This is a genomic window from Paenarthrobacter sp. RAF54_2 (assembly GCF_052113945.1).
Taxonomy (GTDB): domain Bacteria; phylum Actinomycetota; class Actinomycetes; order Actinomycetales; family Micrococcaceae; genus Arthrobacter.
The window spans coordinates 141338-162511 of record NZ_JBFRDV010000002.1 but is presented as its reverse complement, the minus strand read 5'-3'; the positions used below and the strand labels follow the sequence as shown (position 1 = coordinate 162511).

General features: G+C 62.9%; 26 protein-coding genes. 16 read left to right on the top strand and 10 right to left on the bottom strand.

The features are described from left to right. Positions 1–25: 25 nt before the first annotated feature. On the top strand, positions 26–997 hold the full coding sequence (locus AB4Y87_RS02210; protein ID WP_442002855.1) for an EamA family transporter: 972 nt from the start codon (positions 26–28) through the stop codon (positions 995–997). On the opposite strand, the gene AB4Y87_RS02205 is transcribed toward AB4Y87_RS02210, so the two are convergent. Beyond that, positions 906–1943: a LacI family DNA-binding transcriptional regulator gene (locus AB4Y87_RS02205; RefSeq protein WP_442002854.1), complete on the bottom strand. Its 1038-nt coding sequence runs from the start codon at positions 1941–1943 to the stop codon at positions 906–908. The genes AB4Y87_RS02210 and AB4Y87_RS02205 overlap by 92 nt on opposite strands. 118 nt (positions 1944–2061) lie before the next feature. Here AB4Y87_RS02205 and AB4Y87_RS02200 point away from each other — a divergent pair, with 118 nt between their 5' ends. Together AB4Y87_RS02200 and AB4Y87_RS02195 are read left to right on the top strand one after the other, a co-directional pair. After that, positions 2062–3264 carry a Gfo/Idh/MocA family protein gene (locus AB4Y87_RS02200; protein ID WP_442002853.1) on the top strand — a complete coding sequence of 401 codons (1203 nt, stop codon included), beginning with the start codon at positions 2062–2064 and terminating at the stop codon, positions 3262–3264. After that, positions 3264–4262: a Gfo/Idh/MocA family oxidoreductase gene (locus tag AB4Y87_RS02195; RefSeq protein WP_442002852.1), complete on the top strand. Its 999-nt coding sequence runs from the start codon at positions 3264–3266 to the stop codon at positions 4260–4262. The genes AB4Y87_RS02200 and AB4Y87_RS02195 overlap by 1 nt, the downstream gene beginning before the upstream one ends. A 57-nt stretch (positions 4263–4319) precedes the next feature. Here the strand turns inward: AB4Y87_RS02195 and AB4Y87_RS02190 are convergent, their stop codons facing one another. From AB4Y87_RS02190 to AB4Y87_RS02180, 3 genes are all read right to left on the bottom strand, one after another. After that, on the bottom strand, positions 4320–5114 hold the full coding sequence (locus AB4Y87_RS02190) for a TIM barrel protein (protein WP_442002851.1): 795 nt from the start codon (positions 5112–5114) through the stop codon (positions 4320–4322). After that, a complete protein-coding gene (locus AB4Y87_RS02185) occupies positions 5111–6268 on the bottom strand; it encodes a Gfo/Idh/MocA family oxidoreductase (RefSeq protein WP_442002850.1) in 1158 nt (385 codons plus the stop codon). The genes AB4Y87_RS02190 and AB4Y87_RS02185 overlap by 4 nt, the downstream gene beginning before the upstream one ends. 104 nt (positions 6269–6372) lie before the next feature. Next, positions 6373–6588: a hypothetical protein gene (locus AB4Y87_RS02180; RefSeq protein WP_442002849.1), complete on the bottom strand. Its 216-nt coding sequence runs from the start codon at positions 6586–6588 to the stop codon at positions 6373–6375. 373 nt (positions 6589–6961) lie between these two features. Between AB4Y87_RS02180 and AB4Y87_RS02175 the strand changes: the two genes are divergently transcribed. After that, entirely contained in the window at positions 6962–7948 is a 987-nt protein-coding gene (locus AB4Y87_RS02175; RefSeq protein ID WP_442002848.1) for a LacI family DNA-binding transcriptional regulator, read from the top strand. A gap of 16 nt (positions 7949–7964) precedes the next feature. Here AB4Y87_RS02175 and AB4Y87_RS02170 read toward each other — a convergent pair whose 3' ends face one another. Beyond that, on the bottom strand, positions 7965–8129 hold the full coding sequence (locus tag AB4Y87_RS02170) for a hypothetical protein (RefSeq protein WP_442002847.1): 165 nt from the start codon (positions 8127–8129) through the stop codon (positions 7965–7967). Between the two features lie 142 nt (positions 8130–8271). On the opposite strand from AB4Y87_RS02170, the gene AB4Y87_RS02165 reads away from it, so the two are divergent. The 4 genes from AB4Y87_RS02165 (at position 8272) to AB4Y87_RS02150 (ending at position 11983) form a co-directional block, all read left to right on the top strand. After that, positions 8272–9093, top strand: coding sequence for a hypothetical protein (locus AB4Y87_RS02165; RefSeq protein ID WP_442002846.1), 822 nt, complete (start codon positions 8272–8274; stop codon positions 9091–9093). Beyond that, a complete protein-coding gene (locus AB4Y87_RS02160; RefSeq protein WP_442002845.1) occupies positions 9077–9826 on the top strand; it encodes a LamB/YcsF family protein in 750 nt (249 codons plus the stop codon). The genes AB4Y87_RS02165 and AB4Y87_RS02160 overlap by 17 nt, the downstream gene beginning before the upstream one ends. Positions 9827–9861: 35 nt before the next feature. Next, entirely contained in the window at positions 9862–10683 is an 822-nt protein-coding gene (locus tag AB4Y87_RS02155; protein ID WP_442002844.1) for a biotin-dependent carboxyltransferase family protein, read from the top strand. Between the two features lie 115 nt (positions 10684–10798). Beyond that, positions 10799–11983, top strand: a complete 1185-nt coding sequence (locus AB4Y87_RS02150; RefSeq protein WP_442002843.1) for a Fic family protein — start codon at positions 10799–10801, stop codon at positions 11981–11983. A 5-nt stretch (positions 11984–11988) separates the two neighbouring features. Here AB4Y87_RS02150 and AB4Y87_RS02145 read toward each other — a convergent pair whose 3' ends face one another. Continuing rightward, complete coding sequence (locus tag AB4Y87_RS02145; RefSeq protein WP_442002842.1) at positions 11989–13344, bottom strand: DUF445 domain-containing protein; 1356 nt, start codon at positions 13342–13344, stop codon at positions 11989–11991. Positions 13345–13393: 49 nt separating this feature from the next. On the opposite strand from AB4Y87_RS02145, the gene AB4Y87_RS02140 reads away from it, so the two are divergent. The 4 genes from AB4Y87_RS02140 (at position 13394) to AB4Y87_RS02125 (ending at position 15902) form a co-directional block, all read left to right on the top strand. Further along, entirely contained in the window at positions 13394–14284 is an 891-nt protein-coding gene (locus tag AB4Y87_RS02140) for a glycerophosphodiester phosphodiesterase (RefSeq protein WP_442002841.1), read from the top strand. A gap of 96 nt (positions 14285–14380) precedes the next feature. After that, the gene (locus tag AB4Y87_RS02135) at positions 14381–14815 is read left to right on the top strand and encodes a DoxX family protein (RefSeq protein ID WP_442002840.1); all 435 of its coding nucleotides are present in this window, start codon (positions 14381–14383) and stop codon (positions 14813–14815) included. Continuing rightward, entirely contained in the window at positions 14812–15594 is a 783-nt protein-coding gene (locus AB4Y87_RS02130; RefSeq protein ID WP_442002839.1) for an AzlC family ABC transporter permease, read from the top strand. Before AB4Y87_RS02135 ends, AB4Y87_RS02130 begins: the two co-directional genes overlap by 4 nt. Continuing rightward, a complete protein-coding gene (locus AB4Y87_RS02125; RefSeq protein ID WP_223947666.1) occupies positions 15591–15902 on the top strand; it encodes an AzlD domain-containing protein in 312 nt (103 codons plus the stop codon). The genes AB4Y87_RS02130 and AB4Y87_RS02125 overlap by 4 nt, the downstream gene beginning before the upstream one ends. A 6-nt stretch (positions 15903–15908) precedes the next feature. Here the strand turns inward: AB4Y87_RS02125 and AB4Y87_RS02120 are convergent, their stop codons facing one another. Together AB4Y87_RS02120 and AB4Y87_RS02115 are read right to left on the bottom strand one after the other, a co-directional pair. Continuing rightward, positions 15909–16319, bottom strand: coding sequence for a four-helix bundle copper-binding protein (locus AB4Y87_RS02120; protein ID WP_442002838.1), 411 nt, complete (start codon positions 16317–16319; stop codon positions 15909–15911). Positions 16320–16430: 111 nt separating this feature from the next. Beyond that, positions 16431–17060 carry a TetR/AcrR family transcriptional regulator gene (locus AB4Y87_RS02115; RefSeq protein ID WP_442002837.1) on the bottom strand — a complete coding sequence of 210 codons (630 nt, stop codon included), beginning with the start codon at positions 17058–17060 and terminating at the stop codon, positions 16431–16433. 92 nt (positions 17061–17152) lie between these two features. Between AB4Y87_RS02115 and AB4Y87_RS02110 the strand changes: the two genes are divergently transcribed. Genes AB4Y87_RS02110 through AB4Y87_RS02100 form a run of 3 tightly spaced genes read left to right on the top strand, consistent with a single transcriptional unit; the run spans position 17153 to position 18703 of the window. Then, a complete protein-coding gene (locus AB4Y87_RS02110) occupies positions 17153–17485 on the top strand; it encodes a thiamine-binding protein (protein WP_224094903.1) in 333 nt (110 codons plus the stop codon). A 39-nt stretch (positions 17486–17524) separates the two neighbouring features. Then, the gene (locus AB4Y87_RS02105) at positions 17525–18196 is read left to right on the top strand and encodes an O-methyltransferase (RefSeq protein ID WP_442002836.1); all 672 of its coding nucleotides are present in this window, start codon (positions 17525–17527) and stop codon (positions 18194–18196) included. A 3-nt stretch (positions 18197–18199) separates the two neighbouring features. Further along, positions 18200–18703, top strand: a complete 504-nt coding sequence (locus AB4Y87_RS02100; RefSeq protein ID WP_442002835.1) for a GNAT family N-acetyltransferase — start codon at positions 18200–18202, stop codon at positions 18701–18703. 18 nt (positions 18704–18721) lie between these two features. Here AB4Y87_RS02100 and AB4Y87_RS02095 read toward each other — a convergent pair whose 3' ends face one another. Next, a complete protein-coding gene (locus tag AB4Y87_RS02095; protein WP_442002834.1) occupies positions 18722–18991 on the bottom strand; it encodes a hypothetical protein in 270 nt (89 codons plus the stop codon). A gap of 194 nt (positions 18992–19185) precedes the next feature. On the opposite strand from AB4Y87_RS02095, the gene AB4Y87_RS02090 reads away from it, so the two are divergent. Further along, positions 19186–20034 carry a spermidine synthase gene (locus tag AB4Y87_RS02090; RefSeq protein WP_442002973.1) on the top strand — a complete coding sequence of 283 codons (849 nt, stop codon included), beginning with the start codon at positions 19186–19188 and terminating at the stop codon, positions 20032–20034. Positions 20035–20047: 13 nt separating this feature from the next. Here AB4Y87_RS02090 and AB4Y87_RS02085 read toward each other — a convergent pair whose 3' ends face one another. Continuing rightward, positions 20048–20995, bottom strand: coding sequence for an Ltp family lipoprotein (locus AB4Y87_RS02085; protein ID WP_442002833.1), 948 nt, complete (start codon positions 20993–20995; stop codon positions 20048–20050). Between the last annotated feature and the right edge of the window lie 179 nt (positions 20996–21174).

Below are 21174 nucleotides of genomic sequence, written 5' to 3'. Positions count from 1 at the left end.
CGAAGGCCAAGCGCAGAATTTCCCCATGATCGACACCAGCGAAGTTGGAGTGAAGCCATCCCGGAAGGCCGGGGGCGCGGCGACGCTTCTGGCCAGCGCACTTTCGAACCAACTTGGCGCCGCCACGGCATCATTCGCCTTTCCGGTCATGGGACCCATAGGTGTGGTGGCGGTGCGCCAGCTCGTGGCGGCGGCTGTTCTCTTGCCGGTCGTCCGGCCCCGGCTGAGGGAATTGAGCTGGCGGCAATGGTGGCCTGTCCTTCTCCTCGCCGTTTCGTTCGGCACCATGAATCTCGGCCTGTATGCGTCCATCCAACGGATCGGCCTTGGGCTTGCCGTCACCCTTGAGTTCCTTGGGCCCTTGGCCGTGGCTTTGATCAGCTCGCGACGAAAGAGCAGTGCGCTCTGCGCTGTGGTCGCTGCATTCGGCGTCCTGGCCATCACCCGGCCGGAGGCATCCATGGACGTCGTAGGGATCGGCTTGGGGCTGATCGCCGCTTGCAGTTGGGCCGCCTACATCCTCCTGAACCGGACCGTGGGCCAAAGAGTGCAGGGTATCCAGGGCACAGCAGCCGCAACAGGAGTGTCGGCGACGCTGTTCCTGCCTGTCGCCGTCGTGGTTTTCATCAGCCAGCCGATCAACGGCTTGGCGGTTCTGTGTGCTGTGGCGGCCGGAATCTTCGCCTCCGTGTTGCCTTACGTGGCCGATCTCATCGCGCTGCGACGGGTCCCCGCCAACATGTTCGGCGTGCTCATGAGCATCAACCCTGTGTTTGCTGCAGTCATCGGTGCCGTGATCCTGCATCAGGACCTGGCCGCGGGGCAGTGGGTGGGGATCGGCCTGATCGTCGCTGCCAATGCCGGGGTGTTGCTGCTGCGGGAGCGCGGACAGGGCGCGGACAGTGCTAGCCCGAAGCCGGAGCCTGCCCGCTCGACCCCCGGACCTGGAGTTGGGACGGCACCAAGTGCAGCCGCGCAGGGAGATCGGGAGTTGTGAGCCGCTCCAGGATGAACTTGCCGGCCTCGACGCCGACGGCGAGATTTCCGTTGTCCACCGACGTCAGCGACAGGTGCCGGATTTTGGCCAGGTAAGTGTTGTCGTAGCCCACCAGTGAGAGGTCGTCGGGCACGGAAAGTCCGAGGTCGTCTGCAGCCGAAAGCGCACCGATGCACGCGACGTCGTTGTAGGCGAAAATCGCAGTGGGCCTGTCTGGGCCAGCCAGCAACCTGCTCGCTGTGCTGTAGGCGCTCTCTTCGCTCATGCCGCCGCCCGGTACCGCAAGAGGTTCCAGCCCGGCGTCGTGCATGCTGCGTTCGAACGAGGCCCGCCGAAGCTTTCCCACCTCGCCCGGCCCCTGAAGGTGCGCAATGCGCTGGTGACCCATTGCGATGAGGTGCTCGGTGGCCTGGCGCGCACCGGCGTCGTCATCATTGACCACGATGTCGACGCCGGCAAGTACCGGTTCGCGGGTCCCGGCGAGGACCACGGGGATGCTTTGGGCAGCCTTCTCGATGGCGGCAGATTCGTTGGTGGTTCCCACCACCACCAGGCCGTCCACTCGCTGCTCCAAGAGTGTCTCCACCGAACTCCGGCCTACCCGCTGGTCAGTGTATGAGTCGGCGAGAACGGGTGAAACGCCGGCTGAATGCAGCGCCGCCGTGAGTCCCTCGAGGAGTTCCACGAACCACGGATTCCGGATGTCGTTGAGCATGACGCCGATGGTTCCGCTGCGCGGTCCGGAGAGTCGCTGGGCCAGTCGGTTGGGCCTGTAACCCAGGTTTTCCATGGCTTCCATGACGGCACGACGGCGGCTCTCACTGACGTTGGCAGAGCCCTGTAGGACGAGGGAAACCAAGGACTTGGAAACACCCGCGACACTTGCGACATCGCGAATGGTTGGCTTGGTCCCGGGCGCGCCGGCGGGGGATGGTGCATCAGGCATGGGGGTCTCGTTCCGGTCTGTCGGTTCGTTCCAAGCTTAGAGGGCTTGACGCCGCCCCTTCTTAGACTCCATTATGGACCGGTCCAAGTAAATTCCAAAAACATCAAAGAGGATCTCCATGAGTGCACCCAATACACGGCGTCTGATCGCCGGCATGGTCGGAGGAGGCGTTGGCGCGGACATCGGCAAAACGCACCGCTACGCCATGCGCCTGGACGACCACTTCGAGCTGCAGGCAGGAGTCTTCGGTCTGGACGCCAGCGCTTCTAACGCGATCGCCGTCGAGCTCGGAGTTCCCGAGGACCGAAACTATGCGGACTACCGTGAAATGGCCGCGGCAGAGTCGACGCGCGAAGACGGCGTGGACGTGGTTGTGGTGGCGACGCCCAACGACAGCCACTTCGAGATCGCCAGCACCTTCCTCCAAGCGGGCATCTCGGTGGTGTGCGAGAAGCCGCTGACCAGGGACTCAACCACAGCCGCCGCACTGGTCCGCATCGCTGCGGAAAACGACGCCATTCTCGCTGTTCCGCACTGCTACTCGGCCTACGCCATGGTTCGCCAAGCCGCCCGCATGGTCCGCAATGGTGAACTGGGCACCATCCTGTTTGCCGACGTCGAGCATGCATCCGGTTGGGCGGCCACGCCGCTGGAGGAGTCTGGCCACAAGCAGGCCATGTGGCGTACGAATCCCGACATCGCCGGGTTCCCGAGCGTCGTCGGAGACCTTGGCACGCATGCCTTCCACCTGCTTCGGTACATCACCGGGCTGGAAGCAGAGCGCCTTTCCGGCCGCCTGAAAACGCTCGTTCCAGGACGTCGGGTATTCGACCACGCAACGGTGGAGTTGGAAATGTCCGGGGGCGTCCCCGCGCGCGTTTGGGCCAGCATGGCTGCCACCGGCCACAATCACGGGCTACGCATCCGTGTTTACGGCGATAAAGGCAGCCTTGAGTGGCAGCACGAGGATCCGCACCACCTCAAAGTCCAGGATCTGACCGGGGTTACGACCATCCTCACGCACGGCCTCAGCACCTTGCACGACGACGCGTCCCGGCTCACGCGGGTCGGTCTTGGCCATCCAGAGGGCTTCCTGGAAGCTTTCGCCAACTTCTATTCGGACCTCGCCGAGGTCCTGCGGGCGCGTCGCGACGGCTTGGCGCTTCCCGGCCGTGAGTTGTCCTTCCCCACCGGCATCGATGGGCTGATCGGCGTCCAATTCGTCGAGGCCGTGGCTGCATCGCATCACGAGGACTCGGCTTGGAAAGTGCCGGCCTTCGCAGGGAAACCCGCCACCCGCACAGAGAAAGCAGTAGTGTGATGAAGCTCCGTTTCGCGCTCATCGGGGCCGGCTTCATCGGCTCCGTCCACGCCGCCAACCTCGCCGCCCATCCCGGCATCGACTTCCGCCTCGTGTACGACGTCGACCAGCAACGCGCGCAGTCCCTGGCCGACACGCATGGGGCTGCTGTGGCCGCGGCCCTGGATGACGTCTTCGATGCTTCGGAGATTGACGCCGTCTTCATCGCCTCCTCAACGGACACCCACGCCGGGCACCTCCGCCGCGCTGCCGCTGCCGGAATCGCAGTGCTCTGCGAGAAGCCGATCGACTTGGACCTTGACCACGCCCGCGATGTCGCTTCGTTTGCGCAGGAGACTGGCGTTCCGGTGATGGTCGACTTCAACCGCAGGTTCGATCGCGATTATGCCGAGCTCAAGCGCGTGGTGAACACAGGCCAGATCGGCAAAGTGGAGCTGATCCAGCTGACATCACGCGGCCCCTCCATGCCTCCGCTGTCCTACATCGCCACCTCAGGTGGCCAGATGCGTGACCAGACCGTGCATTTCTTCGATCTCGCGCGCTGGCTCAGCGGCCTGGACCCGGTAGAGGTCTTTGCCGCCGGTTCGGCCTTGGCGGAGCCGGGCATCGTGAAGTACGACGACGTCGACACCTCCGCGGTCACGTTGCGGCTGCCGGGAGGTGCCTTGGTGCAGATCGATTCTGTGCGCCGCACTGGATATGGATACGACGAACGCATTGAAATCATGGGCTCGACAGGGATGGTGGAGGCCCGCCGACACAGGAACGGTGCAGTTTCCCGATACAGCGGTGGCTCCGTAGTGGACGATGGGCTGCATCCCGGGTGGTTCGAACGGGTGCAACCGACGTATGCCGCGGCACTCGCTGCCTTCGTCTCTTCCTTGCAGGGAGGATCGGATTCCATGCCGTCGCTGGAAGACGGACTCAAGGCCCAAGCCATAGCCGAAGCTGCCGTTATCTCCCTTCGCAGCGGCCGCATGGAACCCATCAAATATTGACCCAAGTGAGTCGCATTAGAGCGCGTTTAGAGCCGTCAAAACGCGCTCTGCTGCGACTTAGTTGGGAGAGAACGCGGCGCGGAAGGCTGCCAACGCTGCGTCGCCCGCCTGGATGCCCTGACCACCGATTGCACTGGCCTCCATGCCAATCACTCCCGTGTACCCGGCGTCGCGGAGCGCTTGGGCGATGGCCGGGTAGTTGATCTCGCCTGTCCCTGGTTCGAAGCGGCCCGGCACGTCGGCAACCTGGATCTCGCCCGTATAAGGCTGGGCTGAGCGCACGAGCTCAATAAGGTTCCCCTCGCCGATCTGTGCGTGGTAGAGATCCAGCATCATCTTCACGTTGGGGTGGTTCACAGCTGTGACCAGCGCCAGTGTGTCCTTTGCGCGCGCCAAGGGAATGCCGGGGTGGTCCAGGATTGTGTTCAGATTTTCCAGCGCAAACACGATGCCGTGCTTTTGGCCCAGTTCGGCCAGCTGTTCCAAAGTTCGGAGGCCCGTCAACCACATCTCGCCCGTGGACCGGTGGAGCGGACGAACGGCCCGCCCGCCTTCACCGAGTTCGCCAGGGTGAACCACCATGCGTTCGACGCCGAGCTCCAGTGCCGTGGGGATCAGCTTCTCGGCGGAGGCCAGGACTTCATGTGCAGTGCTGGGATCAATGACGCTGCCGCCGAAGTAGCCACTCATGGAGGAGAACTTGGCGCCGGTTGCTGCGAGGGCTGCGATGTCCCGGCCGCGGGTGTCCCAAAGCTCCACTTCGAAACCTTGATCGTGAATGCGGCGCACACGATCGATCAAAGGCAAATCGCCGTAAATCATCTCCGCGCAGACGGCCAAACGGAAGCTCATGCTCCCTGCCCTGCGGCCTGAAGCTGTGCTGTTGAATGCGCTTCCGCTGGACGGAGGTCGGCAATCGAGGACACCTCAACGGGCAGCCCCGTCTGGGCAGACGTGAACGCGGCCAAGGCAACGGCCAGGGCGTTGCGGGCGTCCACGCCACCTGGAGCAACGACAGCGGCGAGTGGGGTTCCCGGCGTCGTGCGTTGATTGACCCTGCCACGGCGTGCGGCGACGTCGTCCGCGAAGTGGGCCAGCTCTGCCGTGTAGGCGTCATGGAAGAGGTCGATGTTCAGGCGGCTGGTGGCTGAGCCGATGCCTGCGGCCGTGTAGCTCGTGGCGTTGGTGGCCTGTGGGCTGCCGGCCGTGACCATGCCGGCAGAGCCGAACACTTCGCCTCGGACGTCGTAACCGTACAGGGCGTTGAAGTTGGCTTCCGCTACGGCAATGGCGCCGTTGCTATACGTGACAGTGACGACCGCGGTGTCCAGGAGTCCGCCGGCCTTCGCGTCGGGGGCAACCAAGGCATCCGCGACTGCATGGACTTTCACGGGGACCGCCCCGGGATTCAGCCAGTTCAGGGTGTCGAAATCGTGGATGAGGGTTTCCAGGAAGATGGTGCCGGGGGCGATCCTCTCCGGGTTGCTGATGCCTGCTTCCGTGCCGGGATCGCGCGTGAGGGAGCGGAGCAGCTGCGGAACTCCGACCATGCCGTCGTCGATCAGCTTCCGGGCGGCCGAGAAATCCGTTGAGTAGCGGCGGTTGAAACCAAAACGGAGCACGACGCGGGCACTCGCCGCCGCTTCGACGGCGGAGTCGAGTTCGGCGATAGTCCGCCCGCCAGGCTTTTCGCAGAACACGTCCTTGCCGGCTCTGGCAGCAGCGGCGATCAGCTCGGAATGGAACCGCAGGGGAGTGGCGATAAGTACTGCGTCCACGTCGGGATCGGCGAGGACGTCGGCAACATCGGTGCTGATTTTGGTGACGCCGAGGCGGCTTGCGAGGGCTTCCACGGCAGGCAGGACTGGATCAGCGATGGCTTCCAAGCGTGCGTTCGGGATCCTCAGGGCGATGGATTCGGCGTGGAATGCGCCGATCCATCCGGCGCCGATCACGGCGATGCGGACAGGCCGGTCCTCGATGACCGGGTGCTGAAGGTACGTCATTGTTGTTCCTCGATTCACGCGTCTAGAACGTTCTAGTAGAGCCATGCTCGCATGATTCTCGCTGTGCTGTCTAGATCGTTCTAGCCCGGGCTCGCCTACTCCGGCTAAGCGGCGTCGTTGCGCCGGGCACGTGCATGAGGAAGACGTCGCCCGAAGGCCAGCCTGATGAGCGGGGTCAGCAGCAGGAGCAGCAGGACGCTGCCAACGCCAACAATGCCCGCAAGGAAAACCAGGCCGGCCATGAACAGGAGGTGGATATCGGGCGCATCGGCAAGAGGCAGGACGGCCGATATTGCCGATACCTGATTGAGGGTGTTCACATGTGGCTCCTGCCGCGCATCAGTTGCTCGTTCAGACATCTGTTAAGTGCGCTGAGGAGGAGAAAAATGTCGCCGAAAGATTATTCCAAAAGCCCGCGTCACGTTTCCGCAGGTCAACGCACATATCCAGTGCCCAAGTCGTTGTACCGCGTAATGTGCCGTTGCCCTTTTCGGCGCATGTCCGCGGACAACGCTGAGTTGGCAGTGATGGATGTGGTGGGTTCTGGGGCCCACCCGGGGCGCCGTCACTGCGATACCGGGCTAGTGCGGTCGGTCGTCTGAGTCGCGGCCGGCCGCACGTCTGGGGCAGGACTCCTTTGAGCCGTTGGCGCCTTAGATCGTTCTATAGACTGACTGCGGGTAAAGGAGGGCGATGATGGGAAAACGTCCCACGTTGATGGATGTGGCTGAAGCCGCCGGGGTTTCCCGTGCTCTCGTGTCCATCGTGATGCGGGACGCCCCTGGAGCCTCTGAAGCCACGCGGCTCAAAGTCCAGCAAGCGGCCAAGGAACTCGGTTACCGTCCCGACAGCCGTGCACGTCTCCTCCGGAGCAGCCGGACCAGGCTCCTGGGCGTCAGCTTTTCCACATCGCACCCGTTCCACGCCGAAATCGTCGATGCCGCCTACGCCGGCGCGACTTTGCGCGGCTACGATATCGCGCTGAGCGCCGTCGCCAATGGCCGCCCGGAATCGCGGGCCGTCGAATCTCTCCTGGATCTCGGCTGTGAAGCCCTGATCATGATTTCTCCAACGCTGGGGGAGGACGAGTTAGCCGGTTATGCCGCAAGGCTCCCAGTGGTCAGCCTGCTCCGCGACGACGTCGGCGAATCCCTGGACTCGGTCAGCAGTGATGACAACGCCGGTATTCGGATCGCGCTGGAACATCTCACCTCGCTGGGGCATCAGAGAATTGCCCACGTGGACGGTGGGGACGCTGTCTCGAGTCCGCAGCGGCGCGAAGCATTCCGGGCAGAGATGGCTGACCGGGGACTCGAATCCCGGGTGATTCCGGGCGGCGCCACCGAAGAAGACGGCCTCCGGGCTGGCCTGGAGCTTCTGGATGACCTGCCCACCGCCGTCCTTGCCTTCAACGATCGCTGCGCACTGGGCATTTGGGAAAGCTTCCGGGCAGCCGGGCTCAGGGTCCCTGAGGATGTGTCCGTCCTGGGTTACGACGATAGCCAGTTTGCCCGCCTTAGCTACGTCCAGTTGTCCTCCGTCAGCCAGGACGCCCCGCTCCTGGCGCGGGCCGCCGTCGACCGTGCCATCGATCGGCTGGAAGGCTCGACGCCGCCCGCGCACCTTGTGCGGACACCGCACTTGGTCATCCGCAGCACCACGGGGCCCGCCCCGAAATGAGCCCGCAGCTCCGGGGTTATGAAGCGCCCGACGGCGGGGCGTCGTCGTCGATGTCCGGACCTTCGGCAGGATCCTGGCTGTGGATGCCGGTATCGTGCGAAACCCAGCCCTCCGTTTCTCCCTCTGCAGGAGCGTCGGTGTGGTGCCGGATGATGTGTTCAGGCTTGTTGTTTGCGTTCATGACGGATACTCCCTGTCCTTGCTTGGACTGCTTCCGCGAGTGCACCCAAGTCTACGCCGGGTAGGGAGTATTGGGAGGTCAGTGGCATAGGCTGAACGCAGTAGTTCTCCGCGAAACGACTAACTGCCATGCAGAGGTGAAGATGCCCAAGCGACCCAACCCGGCGGTGAAAATCGCCCAAGAGACAGCCCATAACGCAGTATTCGACGCCCAAGGCAACACCAAGCCGGGCGTGCACAATGTTTTGCTGCGCGCTGTCGAGATCCAGCGGCCACTTGTCCTGGCAAATCTGCGCAGAATGCAGCGCAGGCATCCAAAGGCAACGCCCGCGCAGCTTGCCGCGAAACTGGAGCGCGACTACCTGGCCGCCATCACAGGCGGGGGAGCTGCCGTGGGGGCAACCGCCGTCGTGCCTGGGATCGGAACAGCAGCTTCGTTGGGACTCTCGGCCCTTGCCACCGTTGGGTTTCTCGAGACGACCGCGCTGTACGCATCGACGCTGGCGGAACTCCACGGCATCAGGCTGACCGACCCGGAACGCGCGCGGACAATGGTCATGGCCATCATGCTCGGCGAGGAAGGCACATCGCTGCTGGGCGCCCTCAGTGGCCAGTCCCTGGGACGAGGCAAGGGCGTGACCAATGCCTGGGGCACCACACTCACCAAGAAGATTCCGGGCAGCGGCTTCGGCGTCATTCGCGATGCCATCCAGCGCGCCTTTCTGAAGAACCTCCTGAAGCGGCAAGGCTCGGCCTTCCTTGGACGGGCCCTGCCTTTTGGAGTGGGTGCCGTGGTGGGTGGTGCCGGCAACCTGATGATGGGCCGCGCCGTAGTTGCAACTGCCAAGGAAGCCTTCGGGCCGCTGCCGGATACGATCCCCGGCGAACTGCTCACAAGCGCACCTGCCGACGAGACCAACAACAATCTGACGCTGGAAGGCGGTAACAGTGGACCTCAACGCTGATCTGGGGGAGTCGTTCGGCTCCTGGACCATGGGCGACGACGCCTCGATGTTCCGCATCGTGAGCAGCGCCAACGTGGCCTGCGGTTTCCACGCAGGAGACCCCCTGACCATGCTGGACAGCTGCCGTGCCGCGTTCGAACTGGACGTTCGCGTTGGCGCGCATGTTGGGTACCGGGATCTGGCCGGCTTTGGGCGGCGCTCGCTGGACATGACCTTCGACGAACTGTTCGGCGATGTCCTCTACCAGCTCGGTGCCCTTGATGGGATGGCCCATGCAGTGGGAGCTTCCGTGGATTACGTCAAACCGCACGGCGCGCTGTACAACAGGATCGTCCACGACCCCGACCAAGCTGAAGCCGTAGTTGCTGCCGTCCACGCCTACGATCCCGGGCTGCCGGTGCTGGGATTGCCGGGCTCGGCATGGCTGAAGCTGGCCGAGGAATCCGGGCACCCCGTCTTCCGGGAAGCATTCGTGGACAGGGCGTACCTTCCTGACGGCACACTGGTCCCGCGCTCCGAGGAAGGCGCCGTGCTGCACGATCCCGCCGCGGTAGTTGCCCAGGCTGTTCGCCTCGCGACGCGGAAAGAAGTGGTAGCCGTGGACGGAACGGTTGTCCCGGTCAGTGCCGATTCCCTGTGCATCCATGGTGATACTCCGGGCGCTGTGAACATGGCCGCGGCGGTTCGGGCAGGCTTGGAGGAGGCAGGGGTGGAGATTGAAGCGTTCGCCTAGTTTGGCCTGGAACGCACGTTGAAGAGGAGCTCTTAATGGGAGCCGTTGCTGTTGATCCGGGCCCCTTGACCCTGGCCCTTGCACCTGACCAGGTCTTGGACCGGGCTTCCCTGCACCTTGCCAACGCGCTGCTGGGCAACCCTGATTCTGCGGGCGGCCTGGAGATACTTTTGGGTGGTCTCCGGCTTCGGTTCGTCACGGCCTCGGCACTGGCGATTACCGGCGCGGAAGGCGTGGTCAAGCTCAACGGCTCCGAGCTGCCTTTTAACAAGGCTGTTCGCATCAGCCCAGGGGCGGTGTTGGAGTTTGGGCCGGCGCTGTTCGGAATCCGTTATTACCTGGCCGTTCAGGGTGGCATCGAACCCCAGGCGGAACCCCTTCGCGCTGGCGGCACACTGACTTTCGGGCGCCCCCACGCCCACAATATTCCTGCTGAGAACCACGCTCCGCGTCGGGCCCTGGACCCCGAACGTCCGGTGGTCGCCCGGGTGGAGCGCGGTCCGCAAGCCCAAAATTACGACGCCGGTACATGGCTTCGGCTGACAAGCGAACCATGGATCCTCTCACCGGAATCGGACCGGGTGGGTGCCCGGTTGGTGGGGCGCCCACTTGAACCAGCTGGGGTGGCGGGTGCCGCTGGATTGGCTGGTGCGACTGGGCAGGCCACGACTCCAGCACCCCAGGCACAGGCGTTGCTGTCAGGCTCGGTCCTGCTGCCGCCGTCGGGCTTTCCTGTCATTGCGCTGGCCGGGCACCCGCCGACGAGCAAGTCCCCTGTGATCGCAGTTGTTCGGGACGAAGATCTGGACCTGCTGGGCCAAGCGCGTCCGGGACAGATGGTTCATTTGCTGGGGTGAAAAGATCACCGGCAGATTTTCTCACTGATGCTCGGTAGTGAGAAATGAATGCCGCGATTTTCTCATAAATGGCGATTTGTGAGAAAATCGGCTATCGATCTTCTCAAGGAGAATCATGAGCAATGTGCTTGCCTGGCCATCAATCAGCTACGAAGAGCATCCTTGGGCCGCAGATGCAGAACCGGGGACCTCAAGGCGTCAGCGGCTCCTGGCCCGCGGCCCCTACGAGGCTGCTATCCCGGCAGAAATTGCTCGCATCAACCCTGAGGTTGATTCCCGGACCCAGTCGCTTGTTGAGGCAGCCACTTTGGAAATGGTCCGGTTCGATGCCGAGTTGGGACAGGACTCTGCACCGTTCGCGGCCCTGCTGCTCCGAAGTGAATCGGCATCGAGTTCCCAGATCGAGAACCTTACGGCCGGTGCGCGGAAGATTGTGCTGGCGCAATTGGGTGATCGCTCGAGCCCTAACGCCGCACTGATCGCGTCAAACGTGCGTGCCATGGAGGCTGCGATTGCCTTGTCTGAAGACCTGAGCGTCGAGAATATCGGCACCATGCATCACACCCTCCTGGCCTCCTCCGACCAAGTCATCGCGGGGGAGTACCGGGACAGCCAGGTCTGGATCCGGGGCAACTCACCCCACTCAGCGGAGTTCGTGCCGCCGCATCACGGACGCGTGATAGCAGCCATGGAAGACCTGGTCGAGTTCATGCGCCGGGACGATATTCCCGCCCTGACTCAAGCCGCCTTGGCACACGCACAGTTCGAAACCATCCACCCCTTTGCGGACGGCAACGGCCGAACGGGGAGGGCAATCGTTAGTGCCCTGCTCCGTGCCAAGGGGGTAACGGAAAAGGTAACCATCCCTGTTTCTTCAGGGCTGCTGACCAATACCCGGCTCTACTTCGACGCCCTGGGTGACTACCGACAGGGGAACATCCTGCCCATCATGGAGCGCTTTGCGGAGTCTGCCATGCTCGCCGTGGAAAACGGCCGGTTGCTGGTGGAGGACATTCGGGCTGCACAAAAGGAGTTCCGTGAAAAGCTCGGATCTGCTCAGGAATCCGTGCTTAAAGTCCTTGAGCTGTTGCCTCGCGAACCCGCAATCACCGCCGAGATGGCAGCCGGTTACGCCAAGATCTCACAGGCGACGGCGTACAGGGCGGTGCAACGGCTGGAGGCGGCTGGCGTCCTTACTCCTGCCGGGAAAGTACGCGGCACCAGCGTCTGGCTGGCGAGGGACATCATCACAGCGTTGGATGACTTCGCCGCACGAGCTGGCCGCCGCGTACGCCACTAACGCCCCTAGCCAAACAGCAGGTGCGCCACCGTGAAGATCGCTAGCCCGGCCAGCGCACCCACAACCGTTCCGTTGATGCGAATGTACTGGAGGTCCTTGCCCACCTGCAGCTCGATCTTCTCGGACGTTTCCTCGGCATCCCATCGGGCCACCGTGTCCGAGATGACGCCTGCGATGTCCGAACGGTAGGTGTTCACGAGGTAGCCCGCGGCGTCCCCGATCCACGCGTTGACCTTGCCGGCGAGTTCGTCGTCGTTGACCAACCGCGAACCGAAGTCGCGGACGGCGCTCTTGAACCGCTGGCTGAGTTCGCTGTCCGGATCATCGACGGCGGTGAGCAGCGCGTTCTTGACCGTTCCCCAGGTTCGGGAGGCCAGTTCCCGGACCTCCGGGTCGCCAAGGATCTGGGCCTTGATGGTCTCGGCGCGCTCGATCATGGCGGGATCATGCTGCAGGTCCTGCGCCAGGTCGGTCAGGTAGGTATCGATCGATTTCCGCACCTGATGGTTCTGATCATTTTGGACCGCGCGTACGAACTTCAGGAGTTCGACGTACACTTTGTCGCTCACCAGCCCGTCCACGAACGTCGGCACCCACACCGGCGACCGGTCGGAAACCAGCCGGTTCACCGTTCTATGGTTCGCATCCACCCAATCGGCGGCACGATCAACCAACAGATCCACCAACTTGTGATGATGCCCGTCAGCGAAGATCCGTTCCGCCATCCGCCCCACGGGCGGTCCCCACGGCGGGGTGAGTAGATGCTTTCTGACCAGGCCCTCGATGACTGCCTGCACGTCGTCGTCCTTCAGAACGGTGAACGCGCCGCGGATCATTGCGCCGCCTTCCTTGGCCACACGTTCGGCCCCGCCCGGTGCGGATAGCCAACGGCCGGCCTTACGGGCAATATCAATGCTCGCCAACTTGTCCTGCACGACCTCCTGGGACAGGAAGTTGCTCTCCACGAACTCACTTAGCGATTCGCCGATCTGGTCCTTCCGGCGCGGAATGATGGCTGTGTGCGGGATCTTCAAGCCCATGGGGTACTTGAACAGTGCCGTGACCGCGAACCAGTCGGCCAAAGCGCCAACCATGCCACCCTCGGCCGCAGCCCTCACATATTCCAGCCACGGGTACTGCTTCTGGAATGCGAACGCCACCATGAACACAATGGCCATGCCTATCAACAGCGCCAGGGCCAGCCGTTTCATGCGGCGCAGTGCGGCTACCTTTTCCTCGTCTCCGGCAGAACGGCCGACGACGCCGGACCCGGGTTTGGTGGCTCCCGAGGCTGCCGCTTGGGCTGAGTGGGCGTGGGTGGTGACGTCTTCGGCTGGGATTTGTTCAGAGTTCACCTGCATTAGCCCAGCGTAGCCCCGTGCGTGCAGCCGCGTGGGCTACCGTGGCTCCATGACTAGCGACGATTTGGCCCCTCGCCGGCCCAAGGTCTACGCCCACCGCGGTGCCAGTGCTGCGTTCGCCGAGCACACCCGTGCGGCATACCTCAAGGCGATCGCGGACGGTGCCGATGGAGTTGAGTGCGATGTCCACTTGACCCGGGACCAGCACGTCGTCTTGCTGCATGATGCCAACCTGGACCGTACTTCCACCGGCACCGGACCGGTTTCGGAGAAGACGCTCGAGGAACTCCGGGCCCTGGACTTTTCCTCTTGGAAGGGCGCGCGCATACCGGATGCGTACGGCGGGATCGCTGATCAGTTCCTTACGTTGCCCGAACTGCTGGACATCCTGCGTGGCGCCGGGCGTGAGATTGGTTTGGCGATCGAACTCAAGCACCCCAGCCCCTACCAACTCAATCTCGAGAACCGGGTTCTGGAAGTGCTTCTTAGTGAGGGATGGACGCCTGGGGAGTCCCGGCTGGAGAACATTCAGGTCTCCTTCATGAGCTTCGATTCCGATTCGATCCAACACTTGCTGAAGACGGTCCCAGCCCAGCACATTTGCCAGTTGGTGGACAATTTCTCGGTGCAGGAGTTGCGGCAAGAGCTGGGACTCGGGCCGATCACGGCAGGTGCTGTGGCAAATGTCATGAAGGCAACCCAGTTGGAGGCCGAACGCATCCTGGATCACGGTGAGGTAGGACTTGCCGGACCAGGTATCGATTATGTGAGGGAACACGCACGCAACGTCCAACGGTGGTTGGAATCCGGCAGGGTGTTCAGGGTCTGGACTGTGGACTCGGAGAAGGATGTGGCCTTGTGTCAGGGGTTAGGCATCCACGAGATCACCACCAACAAACCCGCGCAAGTGTTGGCCCAGCTTCAGGTTCCAACCAGGTAGCAGATCAGCGCGTTTTGGGCCCTCAAAACGCGCTCATCTGCGATCCAGTTGGATGCAGTTTAGGGTGGCCCACCGGGCTTGTGATTGAGTTGTCTCATGTCATTCCGCTGGTCAGCCCGTGCCACCCAAACCACCTCTGCCATCGGTCTGAGCGCACTTCTCCTGGCCAGTGCCATGCAGCATTTCCGCAACCCCGGGTTCTACTACGCGGTTGTACCTGACTACTTGTGCCGCACGGACGAGCCCGGAAGCCAGTCGAATGGTCCGCTGGCTCTTATGTCCCGTGAGGAATGGGTCGCTTCCAGCGGCCTGCTCGAGGCGACTGCCGCCGTCGGCCTTCTCATCCCAGCCACCCGCAAAGTGGCTGCAGACGCTACAACAGCCATGTTTACCGTATTCCTTGCAGGGCATATTGATGCCCTCCGCCGTGCATATGGTCCCAACGGCACGCCCAGCCAGCGACGCGCCCACACCCTTAGACTGCCCCTTCAGGTTCCGCTCATCCTGTGGTCTTGGAGCCTGCGGAAATGAGTGGAGGTCCACCCGTTCCCTTGAAACTCAGGGAGTCGCCAGCTTTCAAGATTGCCTTGTCGCTGAGCATCGCCACGGGCCTTTATGGCGTGTCCTTTGGCGCACTTTCTGTGGCGTCGGGCTTTGATTTCTGGCAAACAATGGTGCTGAGTCTTTTGCTGTTCAGCGGGGGCTCGCAGTTCGCTTTCATCGGAGTAGTGGCTGGTGGTGGATCTGGCGTCGCAGCCATGACGGCCAGCGCTTTCCTCGGGCTTCGTAACGGCATATACGGCATGCAAATCAACGCCATGCTGCGTCCACGTGGATGGCGGCGCTACATCTCAGCCCATGTCACCATCGATGAGTCAACGGCGACTGCGTCCGGCCAGTCGGACCCCGATGAGCAACGGCGCGGGTTTTGGACTGCCGGGATCGGAATATTCATTCTCTGGAATATCTTCACGGCCATCGGCGCCCTGGCCGGCGATGCGATGGGCGACCCCAAGCAGTGGGGCTTGGACGGGGCTGCAGTTGCTGCGTTCCTCGCTTTGCTGTGGCCAAGGCTGAAGGGGCGCGAACCCTGGGCCATTGCCGCCGCTTGCGCCCTTGCGACCATTCTCGCCGTGCCGTTTGTTCCCTCGGGAGTTCCCATTCTGGTGGCTGCGCTCGTGGCTGGCGTGATCGGGTGGTTCAGCCATGCACGCATGGATGAAGGACTCGAGCCGGACCTGGACCCCTACGCAGAAAAGCGAGACCAGGCGCACGGACACCACCGTGGCGGGAAAAGGGAGCACGAGTGAACCTCTGGCTCTGGATCCTCATCGCGTGCGCTCTTGCTTACCTCACCAAACTGGTGGGCTACTTTGTCCCGGCCAAGCTGCTTCAGAGTCCCAGGATCATGCACATCGCAGGCACTATGACCATTGGGTTGTTGGCGTCTCTCACGGTGGTGAATGCCCTCGCGTCCGGACAGGGTTTGGTATTGGACGCCCGCATCGGCGCATTGGCAGCGGCCGCCGTCGCTCTTTGGCTCCGTGCCCCGTTCCTGGTGGTGGTTATTTCCGGTGCTGCCGCAGCGGCGTTGCTGAGGCTGCTCGGCTGGGGCTAACCGGTTTTAGGTGAGACTCGCTAGCAGGCCGGCGCAGGCGGCTTCGCAGCGGCGGCAGGCTTCCGCGCAGATCCGGCAATGTTCGTGCATCTGTGCGTGTTGTTCGCATTCCTCAGCGCACACTCCGCAGGCGGTTTGGCATGCCTTGAGGACTGCGCTCACCATGGCGGAGTTGGTTCCGGTTTGCCGCGTCAGAACGGTCCCGGTCGCAGCACAAATATCAGCGCAGTCCAGATCGGTCCGGATGCATGCTGTCAACTGGGCCACCATATACTCGCCCAGACAGGCGTCGGCACAGGCTGTACAAGTTTGGGCGCATTCAAAGCAGGCGGCAATACATTCGGCCAGCTTCTCCTTGGCCAGCACACCGGTTCCCTTTGGATGGGCGTCGATCATTGCGCTGATGTGGTGGGTCATGGCCGGCTCCTGTCGGGTTCGAGTTCGACGGACGACCGGCCAACCCGGCCGCCATTCCCACCCTAGACCTGGTAGCGGCAGGCCTCCAGAGGCTGGAGCAAGGGCCGCCGGCTAAACGTCGTCCGTGAGCGTCACACCGGGGATGGGTGATTGTTCCGGGAGTGGGCGGGATGGACGTTCGGTCCGGATGGCGTCTTCAATGAGCGCCACAGGACGCTTCCAGGCTTCGGAGCCGGGTTCCATGGTGTCTACGGCGCCGATCAGCATGGCCAGGAGCCGGACCATGTCCTCAATGGTGATATCGCGGCGCAGCGAACCCTGGCCTTGACCGCGTTCCAGGAGCGTGGCCATGGAGCCGATCAGGCCGCCGGTAATGCCCATGAGGAGTCCGCGTCGGCCTGCGACGGCGTCAAGCAGGTTGGCGTCTTCGCTCGCCACCTGCATCACAGCGTCGATGACGTTGATGAGACCCTCGGCGGCATCCATGCCTTCGAGGGATGCATCGGCAACAGGATCCACATGCTGGCGGAGTTGGCGGGACAGGGCCGCAAGTACCAATTGTTCTTTATCGGAGAAGTTGCGGAACAGCGTTGCCGGACCCACTCCTGCCGTGGCGGCGATGGTCTGCAGGGGAACTTCGGGACCGTGTTCCCGGAAGCACTGCCGGGCTGCGGTGATGATTTTGTCCACATTTCGTGCAGCGTCGGCCCTGAGGGGCTTGCGTTCGGAGGGCTGTTCCATGCTTGTCAGGGTAGCAACGGAGCGGGGTTGACCCGTTGTTACGCAGGAGTAGGCCGTTATGTGACAAACCAGTACGTGAAACACTGGATTTCATGTTGCTTGCATTCTCAGTCGCCCCTTCAGGCCAGCCCGCATCCGCCACCAACGGCGGACCCACCCCCGACGCCTCCGTGCACGACGCCGTGGCTGCCGCGGTCAAGATCGTCCGGGAGTCCGGATTGCCGAACCAGACGGACTCCATGTTCACTACGATCGAAGGCGAATGGGACGAGGTCTTTGACGTCGTTAAGCGGGCTACGGAGGCTGTGGGCCGCTTCGGCAGCCGCGTGTCCTTGGTGATCAAAGCGGACATACGGCCCGGTTACAGCGGTGAGCTGACCGGCAAGGTAGAGCGTCTGGAAGAGGCAATTTCCACCACGGACTAGCTCTTTCCACTGTCAGTGACCAGTGCAAGACTGGGGGCCATGATTGAACACGTGGCTGAACCCGGTTGGATTGACGTCGAGCATTACCTGACTGACGTCGTCGTGCGTCCTGATCCTGCCCATAAGCGCGCCCTGACATCTGCAGTCGAGGCAGGCATGCCACAGATCGAAGTGGCGCCGAATGCCGGGAAGCTGCTCAAGATGCTCGTGCAGCTGTCCGGAGCAAGGCACGTCCTGGAGATTGGCACCTTGGCAGGTTTCAGCAGTATCTGGATGGCTCAGGGACTTCCCGACGACGGCAGCCTGGTGACGTGCGAGTACCTCCAAAAGCACGCCGACGTCGCGCGGGCGAATGTGGACGCGGCAGGAGTGGGGCACAAGGTGGACATCAGGGTAGGTGCTGCTTTGGACACGCTTCCCACATTGGTCGGCGAGGAATCCTTCGACTTCGTGTTCATCGACGCGGACAAGGAGAACGACGCCAACTACCTTGATTGGGCCATCCGTCTTGGCCATCCGGGCACGGTGATCGTGATCGACAACGTCATCTGGGACGGCTCCATCCTGGAGCCTGAGCGGGATGAGATAAACGCGCCGGGCATCGTCAAGGCCTTGGAAATGCTGGGCCAGGACCCGCGACTTGATGCCACCGCAATCCAAACTGTCGGCAGCAAGGGCTGGGACGGCTTCGCTATCGCCAGAGTGCGGTAGCCGATGGATTTCACGCTGCGCACGGCAACGGTTGACGACGCCGAAGCCATGACCGTCATGCATGTCCAGTCCTGGCGGGAGAGTTATGGGCATTTGCTGCCGCCGGAATTCTTCGCGAAGCAGGAAGCTGCCCTGCAGGACAGGATCGAGCGGTACAGGGCGTCGATCGCGGCCGGCCATCCACGGATGCTGGCCCATGATCCCGATGGTGGATTGGTAGGAATTGCGGCTTCAGGACCGGGAAGGGACGAGGACAGCCCCTGCGAGGTGGAGCTGTTCATGCTGTACACCCTTCAGCGGATTCATGGCCGCGGTGTAGGTCAGGCGCTGGTGGATGCGCTCCTGGGTGACGGCCCGGCTTACCTGTGGGTCCTCGATGACAACCCGCGGGCCCAGGCCTTTTACCGCCGCAACGGCTTCGTGCCCGACGGCAAGCGGCAGCTTTGCGACCCCTCGTGGTACTCACTTCCGGAACACCGGATGGTGCGGCCCGGCGTCGGGCTCTAACGTCCGGATGCCCAGCCGTCAGGCGTTGGGCGTTGCCCGCTCGTGGTGCCGTGGCCTGGGACGCCTGGCTGCGCGTGGCTTGGCAAGGAGATGGCGTAGCCGTCCTTGGCGTGCTTCCGGTGCCGGTACCGTGTTGCCGGGTGGTCGATCCTCGAAAGGCTCGTCCTCGAGCGGCTCTTCCAGGAGGCTGGGCGGTTTGGGCACCCGGGCAATCAGTAGGCAGACCACGGTCAGCCAGGCGAACGCGACCGTAAACACCTCCACCCAAACCGATCCCAAAGCTTCCATGAAGAGATCTTATGGCCCAATGGCGCCGAATGGTAAGCATCCTTAGTAAATGCTCTCGTGGAACGCGGTCAGGCTCTCCTCTACTAGGCTGGAGCTATGACTCAGGCAGGGCGGTTTTAGTGGCCAAACCCGGTAAACCCAGCAAAGCAGGCAAGTCCGGCAGGGTCGGAAGGTCGACGGCGGGAGTCATCGAGGTGCCTCCCGGCACGCGTCCTGACGGCCCGGTAGCAGGCGTCTATTACATCGACACCGGCGACTGCGAACTGATTCCCGATCCTGACAATAACAACGGCTGGCTCCTGAAGATCAACGGCGTGCTGAGCTCGCACATTGACCTCGCCGATTCACTGTTCCTTGACTTCGAATATATGCGCTGGATTGCTGCACTGGTGGAATCGAGGTGGCCGCGGGAGGCCAAGCCAAAGCTTCGCGTCCTGCACCTGGGCGGGGGAGCTTGTTCCATGGCGCGTTACTTCAACGCGGCGTACCCGGATGCGCGGCAAGTGGTGGTGGAGCTCGATGGGAAGCTCGCCGACTACGTCCGTGGCTGGTTCGAACTCCCCAAGGCGCCTTTGCTGCGGATCCGCGTGGGCGAAGCTCGGGAAGTGACCGAGTCCCTGACCCCAGATACGCGAGACCTTATCATCAGGGATGTCTTCGCCGGAGCCTTCACGCCCCGCGCCCTTACCACCCGCGAGTTCAACGCCCACGCCGACGCCGTCCTGGCCCCCGATGGCTTGTACGTGGTCAACTCGGGCGACGCCCCGGATCTGAAGAACGCACGCGCTGACGCTGCCACCATCGCGGACACCTTCGAGCACACCATGATCATCGCCGACCCCGCCATGCTCAAGGGCCGTCGCTACGGAAACATGATCATGGCCGGCAGCCACGTGCCATTCGGCGACGACCCAACCCTGGCCCGCAAGCTCCTGGGCGGCGCCGTCCCTGCACACATCTGGAACGACGCCCAAGTGCGGGCCTTCGCCGCCGGGACCCCGATTCGGCACGATCCGCCGGCGGCTGCGCCGCTAATGGATTGACCTTTTCGTGATGCTAGAGGCCGGTCTGGCTCACTCCGAACTCAGCCTGTTCCGGCGTGAACCCCTCAAAAAGCAATTGGTCGATGAGCCCGGAGCGGGAGAATGAAGTGAACTCCAAGTAGCTCTTGGCCTTCTTAGCCGCCTGCTCGTTCCAATCGACCTTCACTCGGTCGACTGCCCACGTGGCGTCTTCTGTTGAGTACTTCTCGAACTCCAATTGTTTGATGAGGCCGGGGTACGAGAAGGCGGTGAATTGGAGGTAACTACCAGCCTTCCGTAGAGCGTTCTGCTGACTTACCGTCCCCGCGGCTGCCTTGGCGGCGGCGTCAGCAGCAGCCTTCGCAGCAGCATCTGCATCGGCCTTCGCCTTCGCGGCGGCGTCAGCCTCTGCTTTGGCGGCAGCATCAGCGGCAGATTTGGCGGCCGCATCAGCGTCGGCCTTTGCCTTGGCTTGAGCGTCTGCCGCAGCTTTTGCCGCCGCATCAGCCTCTGATTTCGCTTTGGCGGACGCGTCCGCCTCGGCCTTTGCGGAGCTATCTGCAGTGGCTGCGGGAGCAGATGCAGATGCCGAGTTTTTCGACGTGGCCACAACTGGAAGTGACCTGGAACTAGAGGCGGCAAAGGCGACATTTGTGAGAATGCCTAGAAGCACGAAGACTCCGGTGACGATCAGGGCCACTTTCTTGTGCCTGTCGTAGCCCTCCAGCGGAAACCCCCGCTTATCGCGCGTATGGTTCGCCAGCACCAGAATCAGGTCGATGAGAGCCCAAATGCCCAGACCGCCAAAAGTGAGCAATTTGAGGATTCCGGTTCCCACCTTGCCCAGGTAGAACCGATCAATGCCCCAGACGCCCAGGAGAAGCGAAAGCAGCCAGGTGACGAGGAAGGACTTGGCGACCTGCTGCGGTTGTCCATAACCTGGGGATGGGGGATAAGGCGCGAGATTAGGGTTTTGGCTCATGATTGTCCTTCCATAGGACACGTGACCGGCGGGCAACGCAAAGCGTGCGGAGCGGGTGGGGTGAAGGGGCGCCGGGCGAGGGAAAGGCGCCCATCCCAAAAGCGGTGAGCGGTGCACCGTCATTTACGAATGACATGATCACTTCCCCCAAAGCGTCGCGGGCATCAGTAGCCCGTACA

Coding starts and splice junctions, on each gene's coding strand:
- AB4Y87_RS02210 (WP_442002855.1), top strand. CDS start 26: ATGATCGACACCAGCGAAGTTGGAGTGAAGCCATCCCGGAAGGCCGGG.
- AB4Y87_RS02205 (WP_442002854.1), bottom strand. CDS start 1,943: ATGCCTGATGCACCATCCCCCGCCGGCGCGCCCGGGACCAAGCCAACC.
- AB4Y87_RS02200 (WP_442002853.1), top strand. CDS start 2,062: ATGAGTGCACCCAATACACGGCGTCTGATCGCCGGCATGGTCGGAGGA.
- AB4Y87_RS02195 (WP_442002852.1), top strand. CDS start 3,264: ATGAAGCTCCGTTTCGCGCTCATCGGGGCCGGCTTCATCGGCTCCGTC.
- AB4Y87_RS02190 (WP_442002851.1), bottom strand. CDS start 5,114: ATGAGCTTCCGTTTGGCCGTCTGCGCGGAGATGATTTACGGCGATTTG.
- AB4Y87_RS02185 (WP_442002850.1), bottom strand. CDS start 6,268: ATGACGTACCTTCAGCACCCGGTCATCGAGGACCGGCCTGTCCGCATC.
- AB4Y87_RS02175 (WP_442002848.1), top strand. CDS start 6,962: ATGATGGGAAAACGTCCCACGTTGATGGATGTGGCTGAAGCCGCCGGG.
- AB4Y87_RS02170 (WP_442002847.1), bottom strand. CDS start 8,129: ATGAACGCAAACAACAAGCCTGAACACATCATCCGGCACCACACCGAC.
- AB4Y87_RS02165 (WP_442002846.1), top strand. CDS start 8,272: ATGCCCAAGCGACCCAACCCGGCGGTGAAAATCGCCCAAGAGACAGCC.
- AB4Y87_RS02155 (WP_442002844.1), top strand. CDS start 9,862: ATGGGAGCCGTTGCTGTTGATCCGGGCCCCTTGACCCTGGCCCTTGCA.
- AB4Y87_RS02150 (WP_442002843.1), top strand. CDS start 10,799: ATGAGCAATGTGCTTGCCTGGCCATCAATCAGCTACGAAGAGCATCCT.
- AB4Y87_RS02145 (WP_442002842.1), bottom strand. CDS start 13,344: ATGCAGGTGAACTCTGAACAAATCCCAGCCGAAGACGTCACCACCCAC.
- AB4Y87_RS02140 (WP_442002841.1), top strand. CDS start 13,394: ATGACTAGCGACGATTTGGCCCCTCGCCGGCCCAAGGTCTACGCCCAC.
- AB4Y87_RS02135 (WP_442002840.1), top strand. CDS start 14,381: ATGTCATTCCGCTGGTCAGCCCGTGCCACCCAAACCACCTCTGCCATC.
- AB4Y87_RS02130 (WP_442002839.1), top strand. CDS start 14,812: ATGAGTGGAGGTCCACCCGTTCCCTTGAAACTCAGGGAGTCGCCAGCT.
- AB4Y87_RS02120 (WP_442002838.1), bottom strand. CDS start 16,319: ATGACCCACCACATCAGCGCAATGATCGACGCCCATCCAAAGGGAACC.
- AB4Y87_RS02115 (WP_442002837.1), bottom strand. CDS start 17,060: ATGGAACAGCCCTCCGAACGCAAGCCCCTCAGGGCCGACGCTGCACGA.
- AB4Y87_RS02110 (WP_224094903.1), top strand. CDS start 17,153: ATGTTGCTTGCATTCTCAGTCGCCCCTTCAGGCCAGCCCGCATCCGCC.
- AB4Y87_RS02105 (WP_442002836.1), top strand. CDS start 17,525: ATGATTGAACACGTGGCTGAACCCGGTTGGATTGACGTCGAGCATTAC.
- AB4Y87_RS02100 (WP_442002835.1), top strand. CDS start 18,200: ATGGATTTCACGCTGCGCACGGCAACGGTTGACGACGCCGAAGCCATG.
- AB4Y87_RS02095 (WP_442002834.1), bottom strand. CDS start 18,991: ATGGAAGCTTTGGGATCGGTTTGGGTGGAGGTGTTTACGGTCGCGTTC.
- AB4Y87_RS02085 (WP_442002833.1), bottom strand. CDS start 20,995: ATGAGCCAAAACCCTAATCTCGCGCCTTATCCCCCATCCCCAGGTTAT.